16 protein-coding genes are annotated in these 13,891 nt (G+C 74.3%); 8 read left to right on the top strand and 8 right to left on the bottom strand.

Annotated features, from left to right (window positions below):
- Nucleotides 1–310: 310 nt before the first annotated feature.
- The 5 genes from COO58_RS05765 to COO58_RS05785 are packed head-to-tail and all read right to left on the bottom strand — an operon-like array spanning nt 311 to nt 3,470.
- Nucleotides 311–1,108: an ABC transporter permease subunit gene (locus tag COO58_RS05765; RefSeq protein ID WP_098744102.1), complete on the bottom strand. Its 798-nt coding sequence runs from the start codon at nt 1,106–1,108 to the stop codon at nt 311–313.
- Nucleotides 1,105–2,004: an ABC transporter ATP-binding protein gene (locus COO58_RS05770; RefSeq protein WP_098744103.1), complete on the bottom strand. Its 900-nt coding sequence runs from the start codon at nt 2,002–2,004 to the stop codon at nt 1,105–1,107. The genes COO58_RS05765 and COO58_RS05770 overlap by 4 nt, the downstream gene beginning before the upstream one ends.
- Nucleotides 2,001–2,372, bottom strand: coding sequence for a hypothetical protein (locus COO58_RS05775; protein WP_091565513.1), 372 nt, complete (start codon nt 2,370–2,372; stop codon nt 2,001–2,003). Before COO58_RS05775 ends, COO58_RS05770 begins: the two co-directional genes overlap by 4 nt.
- The gene (locus COO58_RS05780; RefSeq protein WP_176558747.1) at nt 2,372–2,977 is read right to left on the bottom strand and encodes a helix-turn-helix domain-containing protein; all 606 of its coding nucleotides are present in this window, start codon (nt 2,975–2,977) and stop codon (nt 2,372–2,374) included. Before COO58_RS05780 ends, COO58_RS05775 begins: the two co-directional genes overlap by 1 nt.
- Before the next feature lie 40 nt (nt 2,978–3,017).
- Complete coding sequence (locus tag COO58_RS05785) at nt 3,018–3,470, bottom strand: MarR family winged helix-turn-helix transcriptional regulator (protein ID WP_091565517.1); 453 nt, start codon at nt 3,468–3,470, stop codon at nt 3,018–3,020.
- A gap of 94 nt (nt 3,471–3,564) precedes the next feature.
- Here COO58_RS05785 and COO58_RS05790 point away from each other — a divergent pair, with 94 nt between their 5' ends.
- Nucleotides 3,565–4,656 (top strand): epoxide hydrolase family protein, encoded by a 1,092-nt coding sequence (locus COO58_RS05790; RefSeq protein WP_098744105.1) that lies wholly within the window; start codon nt 3,565–3,567, stop codon nt 4,654–4,656.
- 49 nt (nt 4,657–4,705) lie between these two features.
- Here the strand turns inward: COO58_RS05790 and COO58_RS05795 are convergent, their stop codons facing one another.
- Entirely contained in the window at nt 4,706–5,191 is a 486-nt protein-coding gene (locus COO58_RS05795) for a carboxymuconolactone decarboxylase family protein (RefSeq protein WP_098744106.1), read from the bottom strand.
- A gap of 166 nt (nt 5,192–5,357) precedes the next feature.
- Here COO58_RS05795 and COO58_RS05800 point away from each other — a divergent pair, with 166 nt between their 5' ends.
- From COO58_RS05800 to COO58_RS05825, 6 genes are all read left to right on the top strand, one after another.
- Complete coding sequence (locus COO58_RS05800) at nt 5,358–6,239, top strand: RNA polymerase sigma-70 factor (RefSeq protein ID WP_098744108.1); 882 nt, start codon at nt 5,358–5,360, stop codon at nt 6,237–6,239.
- A gap of 26 nt (nt 6,240–6,265) precedes the next feature.
- The gene (locus tag COO58_RS05805) at nt 6,266–6,559 is read left to right on the top strand and encodes a hypothetical protein (RefSeq protein WP_091565536.1); all 294 of its coding nucleotides are present in this window, start codon (nt 6,266–6,268) and stop codon (nt 6,557–6,559) included.
- A 109-nt stretch (nt 6,560–6,668) separates the two neighbouring features.
- Nucleotides 6,669–7,097: a hypothetical protein gene (locus COO58_RS05810; protein ID WP_091565540.1), complete on the top strand. Its 429-nt coding sequence runs from the start codon at nt 6,669–6,671 to the stop codon at nt 7,095–7,097.
- Nucleotides 7,098–7,108: 11 nt separating this feature from the next.
- Entirely contained in the window at nt 7,109–7,531 is a 423-nt protein-coding gene (locus COO58_RS05815; protein ID WP_091565544.1) for a hypothetical protein, read from the top strand.
- A 116-nt stretch (nt 7,532–7,647) separates the two neighbouring features.
- A complete protein-coding gene (locus COO58_RS05820; RefSeq protein WP_098744109.1) occupies nt 7,648–9,444 on the top strand; it encodes a serine/threonine-protein kinase in 1,797 nt (598 codons plus the stop codon).
- Nucleotides 9,441–10,022 carry an FHA domain-containing protein gene (locus COO58_RS05825; protein WP_098746129.1) on the top strand — a complete coding sequence of 194 codons (582 nt, stop codon included), beginning with the start codon at nt 9,441–9,443 and terminating at the stop codon, nt 10,020–10,022. The genes COO58_RS05820 and COO58_RS05825 overlap by 4 nt, the downstream gene beginning before the upstream one ends.
- 91 nt (nt 10,023–10,113) lie before the next feature.
- Here the strand turns inward: COO58_RS05825 and COO58_RS05830 are convergent, their stop codons facing one another.
- Nucleotides 10,114–10,887, bottom strand: coding sequence for an SAM-dependent methyltransferase (locus tag COO58_RS05830; RefSeq protein WP_098744111.1), 774 nt, complete (start codon nt 10,885–10,887; stop codon nt 10,114–10,116).
- 115 nt (nt 10,888–11,002) lie between these two features.
- On the opposite strand from COO58_RS05830, the gene COO58_RS05835 reads away from it, so the two are divergent.
- Nucleotides 11,003–11,482: a hypothetical protein gene (locus COO58_RS05835; protein WP_098746131.1), complete on the top strand. Its 480-nt coding sequence runs from the start codon at nt 11,003–11,005 to the stop codon at nt 11,480–11,482.
- Here the strand turns inward: COO58_RS05835 and COO58_RS05840 are convergent.
- On the bottom strand, nt 11,458–13,824 hold the full coding sequence (locus COO58_RS05840; protein WP_091565562.1) for a glycoside hydrolase family 65 protein: 2,367 nt from the start codon (nt 13,822–13,824) through the stop codon (nt 11,458–11,460). The genes COO58_RS05835 and COO58_RS05840 overlap by 25 nt on opposite strands.
- Between the last annotated feature and the right edge of the window lie 67 nt (nt 13,825–13,891).

A 13,891-nucleotide genomic window follows, 5' to 3' on the forward strand; every position in this document is an offset into this window, starting at 1 on the left:
GTGCAAGGTCATGAGGAAACGCGGGCCCGCGTACCTGCCGTGCGGGAGCCGGTGCCGCGAGGATTCTCGGACCCCGGCTCCGAAACTTTTCGGAAACGTACCGGTAACTTGCCCAGCAAGATACTCGCGGGTCCGTGATCGGTCAACGTCGATGGCCACCCGGATCACGGCGAGAAGGGCCCCGGGCAGCACCGGAACCCGGTTCGAGAAGTGGCTCCGAAACTTTCGGAGGTCGGCCCCCGAGCGCCACCGCTCGGTGCACGTCGGAGGCGTCGTACCGCTCGCGGTTCGCGTGCCCCGGCACGGTTGGTCAGGTGACGTCCCGGCGCATCGGGACGATCACCGCCACCGCCGCGGCAACCAGCGCGTACGCGGTCAGCAGCAGCGCTCCCCCGGCCGGCGGGAGGAGGTGGACGGCGTCGCCGCCGGTCTGGTCGGACATGGCGTCGGCGAGGTAGGTGAAGTCGGTCAGCGCGGCGGTCGCCCCACCGGGCAGGACCGGATAGAGCGCGCTGACCCCGGGGATCATCATGAGCACCGGCTCGCCGAGGTAGAGGTAGCCGACCACGACGGCGAGGGCGGCGACCTGGTTGCGCAGGAGCGCGCCCACGCCGACGCCGACGAGCAGGTAGACCGTCATCGCGAGCCCGATCCGGGCGAGCAGCGCCAGCACGGTCGGCGCGGGCAGCCCGAGCGGTACGCCACGGGCGGCCGTGACGGCGAACAGCGCCACCGCGGCGGAGCCGGCGAGAACGACCCCGTAGGCGAGGCCGACGACCGCGTGGGTGGCGAGTTTGGCGGCGAGCACGCGCCCGCGGCGCGGCGCGAACAGGAACGTGACGGCGGCGGTGCCGTGCCGGTACTCGGACGTGACCGCGAGCGTGCCGGCGGCGGCCGGCACGAACGCGGTGTAGCCGAGGATGCCGAGGACCGCGCGGAGGCCGACCTCGGTGTCCAGCCCGGGCAGGGGCGGGTCGAAGTTCTCCGGACCCACCAGCGCCATGAGGCCGACCAGTCCACCGCCGAGCAGTACGGCGGCGAGCAGCAGCCCGCGCCACATCCGGGTCGCCAGCAACCGGCGGGACTCCGCTCTGATCAGGGAGGTCATCGGGCGGCCACCGGGTCGCTGGTCAGGTCCAGGAAGAGGCGTTCGAGGTCGGCGTGCGCGGTGACCAGCTCGTGGACGCGGAGACGGTGGGCGGCCGCGAGGTCGGCGACGGCCGGCGCGTCCAGTCCGCGTACCCGGAGCTGTCCGGGCCCGGCGGGTTCGACGGCGCCGGCGGGCAGGGCGGCGGCGAGCGCAGCGGCGTCGGGCGAGGTGACCAGCACGGTCGGCGGGCCGGCGAGCCGGGACAGCGGCCCGGCGGCGACGAGTTCACCCCGCCGGATCACCACCAGATCGTCGACGAGCTGCTGGACCTCGCTGAGCACGTGGCTGGAGATCAGGACGGTGCGCCCCTCGTCGGCGAGTCGGCGCAGCAGGTCGCGCAGCCACGACATGCCCGCCGGATCCAGCCCGTTGCCCGGTTCGTCGAGCAGCAGGACCCGGGGGTCGCCGAGCAGCGCGGTGGCGAGGTTGAGCCGCTGCCGCATGCCGGTGGAGAACCCACGGGTACGGCGGTCGGCGGCCCCGGTGAAGCCGAGCAGGTCCAGCAGCTCGGTGACCCGACCGTCCGGGCAGCCGCTCATCGCGGCGTAGACCCGCAGGTGGTCGCGGGCGGTGTGGCCGGGGTGGAAGGCGTTGGCGTCGAACATCGCGCCGACGGTGCGCGCCGGCTCGGCCAGTCGCGCGTACGGCAGCCCGCCGATCGTGGCGGTGCCGCTGCTGGGCGACACCAGCCCGGTCATCATCCGCATGGTGGTGGTCTTGCCGGCGCCGTTCGGACCGAGGAATCCGGTCACCACGCCGGGTGCCACGGTGAACGTCAGGTCCCGCACGACGGTCGCGTCGCCGTAGCGCTTCGTCAGGCGCGACACCTCGATCGCCAGCCGTTCGCCGGTCACGGTCGCGCCGCCGTCCCACGCGCGATCGCGGCGGCGAGCGCCGGTGCGTCCGGAGTGGAGAGCACGACCTCGTCGAACTCGCCGCCGGCCGCCGCGCGGTCGAGCACGAGGTGCAACCCGGGTTCGCCGCGGCGGGCCGCCACGAGCTGTCGGGGACCGCCGAACAGGCCCCAGACACCGATCTTGGCAAGGCCGGACACCACGAAGCCGCGCCGGGCGCCGCGGGCCAGCCGGACCGGTTCACCCACCGGGGCGGCGTGCCGGACCGCGCCGACGGGCAGCACGAACCGCTCCCGCCCGGTCCAGACCCGCTCCCATCCGGTGAACCGGACGTCGATCACCTCGCCGGTGAGCATGACGGTGGCCATCAGCTGTCCCCCTTCGTCGGGTCGGAGTCGTTCGCCGACTCCGGTGCGTCTTCGGTGCCGGTCGGCGGCAGGTCGGCGGGCATGAGGACGGTCGCCAGCAGGCGCGGTTTCCGCCCGTCGCCGGGCCGGTTGCCGAGCAGCGGGCCGACCAGCGCGTTGAACCCGGCCGCGAACTCACCCAGCTCGGCGTCGGTCAGGTGGAGCACGATCTGCTGGTAGCCGGCGCCGTCCGCGGCGAGGTCCACCCGGTCCCGGGCCAGGTAGCGGGAGAACTCCGAGAGCAGGCTCGACACGAACGCGGTGAAGTAGCGCTCGTGGTCCTCGGGCGTGGCGGCGGCCAGGGCGTCGGCGTCGAGCGTGGCGCCGTGCGCGGGCAGCGCGTAGACCCGTTCGACGGCTCCGCGCACCCTGCGCCCCTCGACCACGTCGAGCAGCCCGGCCTTGACCAGCGTCGCCAGGTGCCGGTAGAGCGTGGCCTGCGGCACGTCGGGCAGCAATTCGACCAGGGCGCGCGTGGTCAGCCGGGTGCCGGCGACCGCCCGCAGGATCCGGATCCGCACCGGATGCAGGGCCAGTTCGGCCCACCGCTCCCTCGACATCGCCATGGCCGAACGTTATCACTCTTGATAGTGATAACGGCAGGGATCAGGCCGAGTGGTGGCGCAACACCCGGGTGAGCAGCCGGGACAACTGCGCGCGCTCCTCCGGCGAGAGCGGTGCCAGCAGTTCGTCCTGCACCACCGCGAGCTGTTTCTCCAACCGCCGCAGCTGCCGCCGCCCGGCCGGGGTGATGGTGACGACGTTGCGGCGCCGGTCGGCCGGATCCGGCTCGCGGGTCACGTAGTCGCGGTCGGCGAGTTCGTTGAGCGCCGCGACCACGTCGCTGACGTGGATGCCGCTGCGGCGGCCGAGCGCCGCCTGACTGGCCGCCCCGAACTCGTCCAGCGTGGCGAGCAGGCGGAAGTGGTAACCGCGCGCGTCCACCGCGGCGAGCCCGTCGCTCACCATCCGTCCGGCGCGGACGGCGGTCTGGCTGATCAGCCAACTCGGCAGGCCGGCCAGGCGGGCCGGTACGACGTCCTGATCCGGAGTGTCCATGTGAGCAGCCTAACCAGAAACGTTGGTGCGACCAACGAAGCGGACCCATACTGTTGGTCGCACCAACGTTAGGACGACCAACGAAGGGCAGATCATGATCAAGCCGTTCCGAGTCGACATCCCCCAGCGCGATCTCGACGACCTCGCCGACCGCCTGGCCCGGACCCGCTGGCCCGACGAACTGCCGGACGCCGGCACCGACTACGGCATCCCGCTGGCCCGGGTACGCGAGCTGGCCGAGCACTGGCGCACCGGGTACGACTGGCGAGCACACGAGGCCGAACTGAACCGGTACCCGCAGTTCACCACCGAGATCGACGGGCAGAACGTGCACTTCCTGCACGTCCGCTCCGCCGACCCGGACGCGCTGCCGCTGATCCTCACCCACGGCTGGCCCGGCTCGGTGGTGGAGTTCCTCGACGTGATCGGGCCGCTGTCGGAGCAGTTCCACGTGGTCGTCCCGTCGATCCCGGGCTTCGGCTTCTCCGGCCCCACCCGGGAACGCGGCTGGGACGTCACCCGCGTCGCCCGCGCCTGGGCCGAGCTGATGCGCCGGCTCGGCTACCGGCGGTACGGCGCGCAGGGCGGCGACTGGGGCTCGGTGATCTCCACCCGCCTGGGCGGGATCGCCCCGGACAACGTCGTCGGCGTGCACCTCACCTACCTGCCCACACCCCCACCGCCGGGCTGGACGGGCGAGGGCGACCTGTCCGAACAGGACCGGGGCCGGCTGGCGCGGATCCGGCACCTCATGACGCATCGGCACCCGCACCAGATCCTCTACGCCAGCCGCCCGCAGACCGTGTCGTACGCGCTGAACGACTCACCCGCCGGCCAACTCGCCTGGATCGCCGAGAAGTTCACCGAGTGGGCCGACCCGCGTTCCACCATCAGCGCGGACCGCATCCTCACCGACGTGTCGCTCTACTGGCTCACCGGCACCGCGGCGTCCTCGGCCCGACTGGTCCGGGAGAGCGCGCTCGGCGGACCGCCCGCGCCCTGCCCGCCGCCGGTGGGCGTCGCCGTCCTCCCGCACGACATCACCCGGTCCGTCCGCCCGCTCGCCGAACTGACGTACCGGATCCGGCACTGGAGCGAGTTCGACCGTGGAGGCCACTTCGCCGCCCTGGAGGTGCCGGACCTGTTCGTCGCGGACGTCCGCGCCTTCTTCGGCGACCTGCGGTGAGCGCGCGGCAGGCCGGCCCGGGACCTCCCGGGCCGGCCGATCCCGCCGTTCAGGCCAGTGCGGCGGCGAACATCCCCGCCTCGTACGCCCCGCCCCGCTGGTGCACGATCACCGCGAACCGGTTCGCCGCGTTGATCAGGCCGACCAGGCAGACCAGCGCCGCGATCTGGTCGTCGTCGTAGTGCTCGCGCACCCGGGCCCAGGTCTCGTCGGACACCCCCTGGTGGGCGTCGGCGAGCCGGGTGCCCTCCTCGGCGAACGCCAGCGCCGCGCGCTCCGCCTCGGTGAAGACGGTCGACTCGCGCCAGGCGGCGACCAGGTGCAGCCGGACCGCGCTCTCCCCGGCGGCCGCCGCCTCCTTGACGTGCATGTCGATGCACCAGCCACAGCCGTTGATCTGGCTGGCCCGCAGCGACACCAACTCCTGGACGGCGTGCGGCAGCGGCGACTGCTGGAGCACCAGGCCCGCGTTGGCGAACCGCTTCATGAACTTTGCCGCGGTCGCGTTCTCGAACAGGTTGATTCGGGTCTCCATCGTTCCGACCTCTCTGCTGGGGTGGTGTCGGACGACCACGAGATGCCGGCCGCCGCGCCGGCGTGACAGCCTGGCCCGGTGACCACCGACACAGCGACGGGACGTCACACCGCGCCTTCGGCCGGCGTCTGGTGGGGAACGCAGCCGAGCAGCGAAGGAGCCAGCCATGGCGGACCCGGCCACCGAGGACTTCCTCGCCCACCGGAACCTGCTCTTCACCGTCGCGTACGAGATGCTCGGCTCGGCCGCCGACGCCGAGGACGTGGTGCAGGAGACCTGGCTGCGGTGGGCCGGCGTCGACCTCGACGAGGTACGGGACCGGCGCGCCTACCTGGTGCGGATCACCACCCGCCAGGCGCTGTCCCGGTTGCGCGCGCTGGGCCGCCGCAAGGAGTCGTACGTCGGGTCGTGGCTGCCCGAGCCGCTGCTCACCACGCCCGACGTGGCCGACGACGTGGCCCTGGCCGACAGCGTGTCGATGGCGATGCTGCTCGTGCTGGAGACGCTCACCCCCACCGAGCGGGCCGTGTTCGTGCTGCGGGAGGTCTTCGACGTCGGGTACGACGAGATCGCCTCGACGGTCGACCGGAGCCCGGCCACGGTCCGGCAGATCGCCCACCGGGCCCGGGCCCACGTCGCGGCGCGCCGGCCCCGCCAGTCCGTGTCCGCGGCCGAGACCCGCGACGCGCTGGAGGCGTTCCGGCGGGCGGTCGAGACGGGTGACCTCCGGTCGCTGCTCGCCGTGCTCGCCGAGGACGTGGTGCTGGTCGGCGACGGCGGCGGGATCAAGCAGGCCGTCCCGCGCCCGGTCACCGGCGTGGACAAGGTGGCCCGGCTGCTGGCCGGCGGCTGGGGCCGGGTCGCACCCGTGGCCTCGATGGAACCCGCGCAGGTCAACGGCTATCCGGCGCTCGTCGTCCGGCTCCACGGCGAGCTGGACACGGTCGTGGCGGTCCGCCTCGACGACGGCCGGATCAGCGGGCTCTACGCGGTGCGCAACCCGGAGAAGCTGTCGCACATGACCCGGGAGAACACGCTGCGCCGGTGAGCGGCGGGCCGTGCGACGATGCCCGGATGAGCAGCGACGTCCCGCCCGACGTGAGCGCCCTGGCCATCAACGTGACCGTCCCGGAGGCGTTGCGTTGGACCGACACCCGGCGCGGCGAGGAGTTCACGCTGACCACGCTCAACGTCCGGCTGCTGGCGGACGGAAGCCTCGCGGCGAAGGCGTACGGCCGGCCCACGGCGGGCGGGCGCGGCGCGTACGTGTCGTTCCGGGTGCCCGACCGGCCGGAGCTGGCCGCGCTGGTCGCGGCGGCGGCCGACCGGGCCGCCGCGCTCTGGGCCGCACACCGCGGCCTCGGCTGACCGGGACACCGCAAGGGAGGAAACCCTCCCCGCTTCGTCACCTGTCGGCCGCGCGCCCGCCCTGGTTGTCTCGGTCGAGGAACTGATCTCGACCAGAAAGCAGGGTGTCATGTCGATGCTCCGCCGTACCCTCGCCACCGCCTCCGTGGCCCTCGCCGCCGGCGCCGTCGCCCTGGTCGACGCGTCACCGGCGCTGGCCAGTACGCCGTCGAGCTGCTCCAGCGTCCGCCAGATCGGCACCACCCGGGTGCTCACCGTCGGCGGCATGCAGGCGGCGTCGGTGAAGCAGTACTACGGCTGCGGCTACAACTACGCCTACATCTACGTCTGGGAGCAGTACCGGGCCAGCCACTCGAACTGGGACCTGTACGTGCACGTCGTCGACGAGTCGGACAGCGGCACCGACTACGGCGTGGGCGAGCTGAACAACACCACCCGGGCGGAGCTGTGGGGCCGGGCGGCGAACACCGCCGCGCACTGCACCCACGTCACCGGCTACCTGAACTCGACCGGCGGGTCCACCAGCACCGTCTGCTGAAGGGGAACCACATGCGACTCAAGCGCACCGCGCTGACCATCGGCGCGGCGGCGGCCGCGCTGGTCGTCGGCCTGCAGAGCCCGGCCATGGCGTCGGACTCGTACCACGTGATGAACACCGGCGACGCGTTCGGCGGCGGCATCTTCGACTACAGCGGCGAGGCGTACTTCACCGAGCACGGCGACATCCTGAAGATCTGCGACACGGACGCCGACGGCTACGCGGTGAAGATGTACGTCAGCCTGGACGACGCGTACGGGGCGACCCGGTACAGCTTCACCCGGGGCGGCGAGGGCAACTGCGCCACCCACCGGGCCAGCGAGGGCGGCGCGTACAACCTGCCGGAGAACCGCTACATCGGCTTCCTCTTCTGCCGCTACAAGGACGGCCACGAGAGCGAGTGCCGCGCCTACCGGTTCTACAACGACTACTGATCCGCCGAAGGGGGGCGGGGCCGGCCGGCGTGACCGGCCGGCCCCGGGGCACCTCCCGACGTCGCACGCCGAGCGCCGCGGGCCGCGTCCGGGCCCATCGGTAGCATTCGACGGCGATGGTCCACAGCGAGCAGCCGGTGACGCCCGGCCCGGAGGTCGACCTGGGGATCGCCGGCTGCGCCGACGCGATCGAGGTCGGCCGGGGCGGCTTCGGTGTGGTCTACCGGGCCTGGCAGGCCGACTACTCCCGCTGGGTCGCGGTGAAGGTGCTCGCCGCCGACTGGGCCGGACCGTCCCGCGCCCGCTTCGAACGGGAGCTGCGCACCCTCGGCCGGCTCTCCGGCCACCCGCACATCGTCACCCTGCACCAGGCCGGCCGCACCGCCGCCGGGAACCCGTACCTGCTGATGGCGTACGAGGAGGGCGGCTCGCTCGGCGACCGGTTGCGCGCCGGGACGGCCGGTGACTGGCGGACGGCCGTCGCCGGCGGGATCGCGGTGGCCGGCGCGCTGGAGACCGCGCACCGGGCCGGCGTGCTGCACCGCGACGTGAAACCGGAGAACATCCTGGTCTCCGGCTACGGCGAGCCGAAGCTCGCCGACTTCGGCCAGGCCCGCCCGGACGCCGAGCGCGCCGGCTCCCGCGCCACGGTCACCGCCAGCGTGCTGCACACGGCCCCGGAGGTGCTGCGCGGCGAGCCGGCTTCGGTCGCCTCCGACGTCTACGCGCTGGCCTCGACCGTGCTGCACTGGATCCGTGGCGCGCCGCCGTTCGCCCCGGCCGACGGCGAGCCCACCCCGTCCCTGCTGCGCCGGATCGCCGTCGACCCGCCCCCGGACACGCGCCCGCTCGGCGTACCCGACGAGGTGTGCGCGGCGCTGGACCGCGCGCTGGCCAAGAAGCCCGCGCGGCGACCGGGATCGGTGGCGGAGTTCGCCGCCGACCTGCGTGCGGCGCAGGCGGCGGCCGGCCTGCCGGTGACCTCGTTCGTCCTGGGTGACGTGTCCGCCGACCCGGCGCCGCCGCCGGCCGCGCCGGCCGACCGGCCCCGGTCGCTGTCGGCCCGCCGCCGCGCGGCCCTCGCGCTCTCCGCCACCGTGACCAGTCCCACCGGGGTACGCGGGCGCGCGCTGCGCCGGTCGGCCGGGCTGGCGGTCGCGGTGGCGGCCGTGCTGGCCACCGGGTACGCGCAGGCGCCGCCGACGCCCGCGCCGGTGGCCCTGCCGGACCGGCTGGCGCTCGGAGAGCTGACCATGCACGCGCAGTCGGACGAGCGGATGGTGCAGGTCCGCAACCGCAGCGACCACCCGGTGACGCTCGGCCCGGTGGCGGTGACCGGCCCGTCCCGGGGCGCGCTGCGGATCACCTCGGACGGGTGCGGGACGAGCCGACTCGCCCCCGGCGAGGGGTGTGCGGTCGGGCTGGTCGCGGTGCCCCGGGAGGCGGGGCCGCTGCGGGCGGTGCTGGAGGTGACCGTGGCCGATCGACGGTTCGGCACCCCCGTCTCCGGCACGGCCGCGCCGCGCCGGGCTGTCCAGGACGACGCCCCGCCGGGCCGCTGCTACGCCGACGCCCACCAGGTCGGCGCGTCGGCCTACGGCTACGCCGGGGGCCTGCGGGCCATCTCGGTCAAGCAGTACTGGTCGCCGAGTTGCCGGACCGCGATGGCGTACGTGTGGGTGTGGAAGCAGTACCGGGACAACATCTCCACCGGCGGCGGCACCTGGACCGTGGACGTGGCGGTGCGCGGGGACGGCCCGGGCACCCGGCAGCGCGCCGCCGGCCAGGCGTACGAGCTGTGGACGGAGCCGTCGCCGTCGACCGGGCGCTGCGTCACCGCCACTGCCACCGTGACGGTGACCCGCTCCGGCGAGGCGACGTCGGCGGCCACCGCGCCGTGGTGCGACCGATGACCGGCGGCTGGTTCGAGGTGCACGGGACCGGTCCGGTCCGGCTGGTCCCGCTCAGCCCGGACGCGCTGACCATCGGTCGCGCGCCGGACAACGAGCTGCCCATCGACGACCGCCAGGTGTCCCGGCTGCACGCGTTGGTCGAGCGTTTCCCCTCCGGCTGGATCATCCGTGACCTGGGCAGCACCAACGGCACCACGGTCAACGGCGCCCCGCTGCGCGACGCGCGCACCCTGCACGACGGGGACCGGGTGGGGATCGGGCCGGCGCGGCTGGTGTTCCGCGCGCCGGCGAAGCACGGCACGAACACGCTCGCGGTCGAGCCACCGCCCGCGCCACCGGCCCTGACCCGCCGGGAGCGGGAGCTGCTCGACGTGCTCTGCCGCCCGTATTCGGACGGTGGCCTGGCGTTCCCCGAGCCGCCGTCGGTGCGGGTGCTGGCCGGCGCGCTGGGCGTGAGCGAGAGCGCGGTCAAGAAGCACCTGACCCGGCTCTATGACAAGTTCGACCTGGTCAGCAACGACGACCGGCGGCGGACCCGACTGGCCGCGGAGGCGGTGCGCCGGGGCGCGACCGGTTGACCGGTTCGCTCGGTGGCCGGGTGCGCCGGCCGCGCGCGGCCGGCGGGCGGCCGGGCGTGGTGCGGTTATCCAGCGCGTCCGGCCGGACGGCTCAGCGGCGGACGCCGACGCCGCCGTAGCCGTGCGACACGGCGGCCCGGGGCTCGCCGTCCGGCCGCCAGTCGGCCAACCGGACCAGGCCGGGCTCGACCACGTCGTAGCCGTCGAGGAAGCGGGCCACCTCGGCGTGGGTGCGGGGGACCAGCGGCGCGCTGCTGCGCCGGTAGACCGCCGTGCCGGCCTGGGCGGGCAGCGGCGGCGCGCCGTCCAGGGTCAGGTGGGAGACCGCGAGCATGCTGCCCGGGGCGGTGGCGTCCCGCAGTCGCGCCACGGCCGCCCACGGGTCGTCCGCGTCCGGCACGAAGTGCAGCACCGCCACCAGCAGCAGCGCCACCGGCTCGGTCAGGTCGACGGTGGCGCGCAGCAGCGGGTCGGCCAGCATCTCGTCCGGCCGCCGCAGGTCGCCCCGCAGCACCACGGTGCGGCCGTCGGTGGGCAGCAGCCGCCGGGCGTACGCCACGGCGACCTCGTCGTGGTCGACGTAGACCACCCGGGCCTCGGGGGCGACCGCGCGGACCACCTCGTGCACGTTGCCCTGGGTGGGCAGGCCGGCCCCGACGTCGAGGAACTGGCGTATCCCCTGCTCGGCCGCCCAGCGCACGGCCCGGCGCAGGAACGCGCGGTTGGTCTGGGCCGCCACGCCGGTGTCCGGGAAGATCTTCAGGACCTCCTCCGCGGCGGCCCGGTCGGCGGCGAAGTTGTGGCAGCCACCCAGGTAGTAGTCGTACATCCGGGCGACGTTGGGTCGCGTCTCGGCCTCCGTCACGCCCTGATGTCTAGCACTCTGGGCGACACACCGCTGACCCGACGTGTCCGTGATCCGCTTGCCCACGCGGCTGACCTGGTACGACGGTGGGACCAGCCGATTCGAGGAGGTACCGATGACCGGTGGACGGAAGACCGTGGAGGTCGACCCGGTGGTGTTCCGCGCCGTCTACGACTCGCCCGCCTCGCTGCCGGGGCGGCACCGGTGGACCACGCCGGAGGCGGACGTACGGCGGCTGGAGAAGCTGCTGAACATCCCGGCGCGCAGCGTCGGCGCGCCGCTGTGGGTCAGCGGCGACGAGCCGGACTGCCCGAAGTGCGGGCGGCGGGTGACCTGGTACGACATCGTCTCCTCGGCGCTGCACGAGGTGCACGACCGGGCGATGATCGCCCGGGTGGTGCTCGGCGAGCGGAAGTACGTCAACACCGAGGTGCCGGAGGCGATCCCCGGTGTCCACTGTGCCGACTGCCGCACCCCGATCACCGGCCTGCGCAGCTTCAAGTGCCACAACTGGGCGTACGCGTTCGAGGCGCTGGAGGAGATCGTCGAGCGGATGTCCGGCGTGCCCGCTCAGTCGCCGCCCGCCGCCTCCTGAGCGCGCCGGGCGGGGCGACGGCCGGGCGGGGAGGACGGCTCGGGGCCGGGGTCCGGCACCGGCGGCATCGGGCGGGTGACCGGCGTGCCGCCGGTGACGCGCAGCCGCTCGCCGTGGTGCCACAACTCGACCGCGTCGCCCGGGCCGGCGTCGGGCAGCGCGTAGCCGGCCGTGTCCGGGGTGAGCGTGACCCGCAGCCGGTGCCCGTGCCAGCGCAGGTGGAACACCAGCCGGGTGATCCGGCGGGGCAGCCGCGGGTCGAAGGAGAGCACGCCCCGGTCGTCGCGCAGCCCGCCGAAGCCCTGCGCCACCACCAGCCACGCCCCGGCCAGGGACGCCAGGTGCAGCCCGTCGGCGGTCTTGTCGCCCAGGTCGGCCAGGTCCTGGAACGCCGTCTCGGCGAGCAGGTCGTACGCCAGGTCGAGGTGGCCGACCTCGGCGGCGAGGATCGCCTGCGCGGACGCGGACAGCGACGAGTCGCGGACCGTGCGGGCCTCGTAGTAGGCCAGGTTGCGGGCCTTCTCCTCGGCGGTGAAGTCGCCGGGGCAGCGCAGCATGGCCAGGACCAGGTCGGCCTGCTTGACCACCTGCCTGCGGTACAGCTCCAGGTAGGGGAAGTGCAGCAGCAGCGGGTAGTCGTCCTCGCCGGTGCCGGCGAAGTCCCACTCCGGCTGCTCGGTGAAGCCGGCCGACTGCTGGTGCACGCCGCGCTTGCCGTCGTACGGGACGTGGACCGCGTCGGCGGCGGCCCGCCAGCCGGCCACCTCGGCCGGGTCGACGCCGAGCCGGTCGGCCACCTCCGGGCACCGCTGGACGGCGTCGGCGGCGCCGCGCAGGTTCCGCCGGGCCATCAGGTTGGTGAAGATGTTGTCGTCGACCAGGGCCGAGTACTCGTCCGGTCCGGTGACGCCGGTCAGGTGGAAGGCGCCGGCGTCGTCCCAGTGGCCGTAGCCGTGCCACAGCCGGGCGGTCTCGACGAGCACCTCGGCGCCGCACTCGGCGAGGAACGCGGTGTCCCCGGTGGCCGCGACGTAGCGCAGCACCGCGTCCGCGACGTCCGCGTTGACGTGCAGGCCGGCGCTGCCGGCCGGCCAGTACCCGGAGCACTCACGGCCGCCGAGCGTCCGCCACGGGAAGGTCGCCCCGGTCAGCCGCAACTCGGCCGCGCGCTCCCGGGCCTCGGGCAGGTGGGCGTGCCGCCACCGCAGCGCCGAGCGGGTCAGCTCGGGCGCCAGGTACGTCAGCACCGGCAGCACGTACCCCTCGGTGTCCCAGAGCACGTGCCCGTCGTAGCCGTTGCCGGTCAGGCCCTTCGCCGGGATGGTGCGGTCGCCGTCGGCCCGGCCGGACTGGATCAGGTGGAACACCGCGAAGCGGACCGCCTGCTCCAGTTCCGGGTCGCCGGCCAGCTCGACGTCGGCGGTGGCCCAGGCCGCGTCGAGGGCGGCCCGTTGCGCGTCGAGCAGGGCGTCGAACCCGTCGGCCCGGGCCGCATCCGCCTCCGCGACGACCAGGTCGGCCAGTTCGTCGGCCGGGGTGCCGTCCACGTCCGCGCACTCGTACGCGGCGAACTTGGTGACCCGGATCCGCTCACCCGGGCGCAGCGGACCGGTGAGCGCCAGCCGGAACCGGTCACCGGTCAGCTCGGCGTCGGTGGCCGTGTCGTCGGGGGCCGCGACCCGGTGCGCGACCGCCACCGCGACCCGCTGGCCGCTGTGTTCGGTCCGGTGCACCAGCACGCCGTCGGTGCCGTCGTGCCGGCCGGTCTCGGCGGTGAGCGGGTCGTGGATCACCGAGGCCGCCCGGGGGTCGTCGGCACGTTCCGGCACCCGCTCGTTGGCGAGCAGGTCGGAGCAGATCCGCACCGGGACCGGGCCGTCCAGCGGCTCGACCGTCCAGTCGACGGCGGCGACCGGTCGGCGGGGCAGCGAGACCAGCCGGGTGCTGACGACCCGGACGCCGCGGCCGCCCGGTGAGACCCACTCGGTCTCCCGGCGCACCACCCCGGCCCGCAGGTCCAGCTCCCGGTGGTGCCGCCGGATCGTGCCGGTGCGCAGGTCCAGCGGCTCCCCGTCGACCCAGAGCCGGACCAGCGCGGCGTTGGGGGCACTGATCACGGTGTCGCTGCGTTCGGGGAAGGCGTACCCGCCCTCGGGGTAGCTCAGCTCGTGCTGCTCGTGGAACCCGTTGAGATAGCTGCCGGGCATGCCGTACGGCTGGCCCTCGTCGAGCGTGCCGCGCCAGCCCACCCAGCCGTTGGCCAGCGCGAACACCGACTCGGTCTCGCCGAGCCGGTCCAGGTCCGCGCTGGTGCGCCGGATCCGCCAACCGCCGTGCGACACGTGTCCTCCCGGGTTCGGTGCGTGGACCGCCACCGAACCAGACCCGGCTGAGAGGTGGCTGGGATCC

The organism is Micromonospora sp. WMMA1996 (assembly GCF_002573675.1).
Taxonomy (GTDB): domain Bacteria; phylum Actinomycetota; class Actinomycetes; order Mycobacteriales; family Micromonosporaceae; genus Micromonospora; species Micromonospora sediminicola.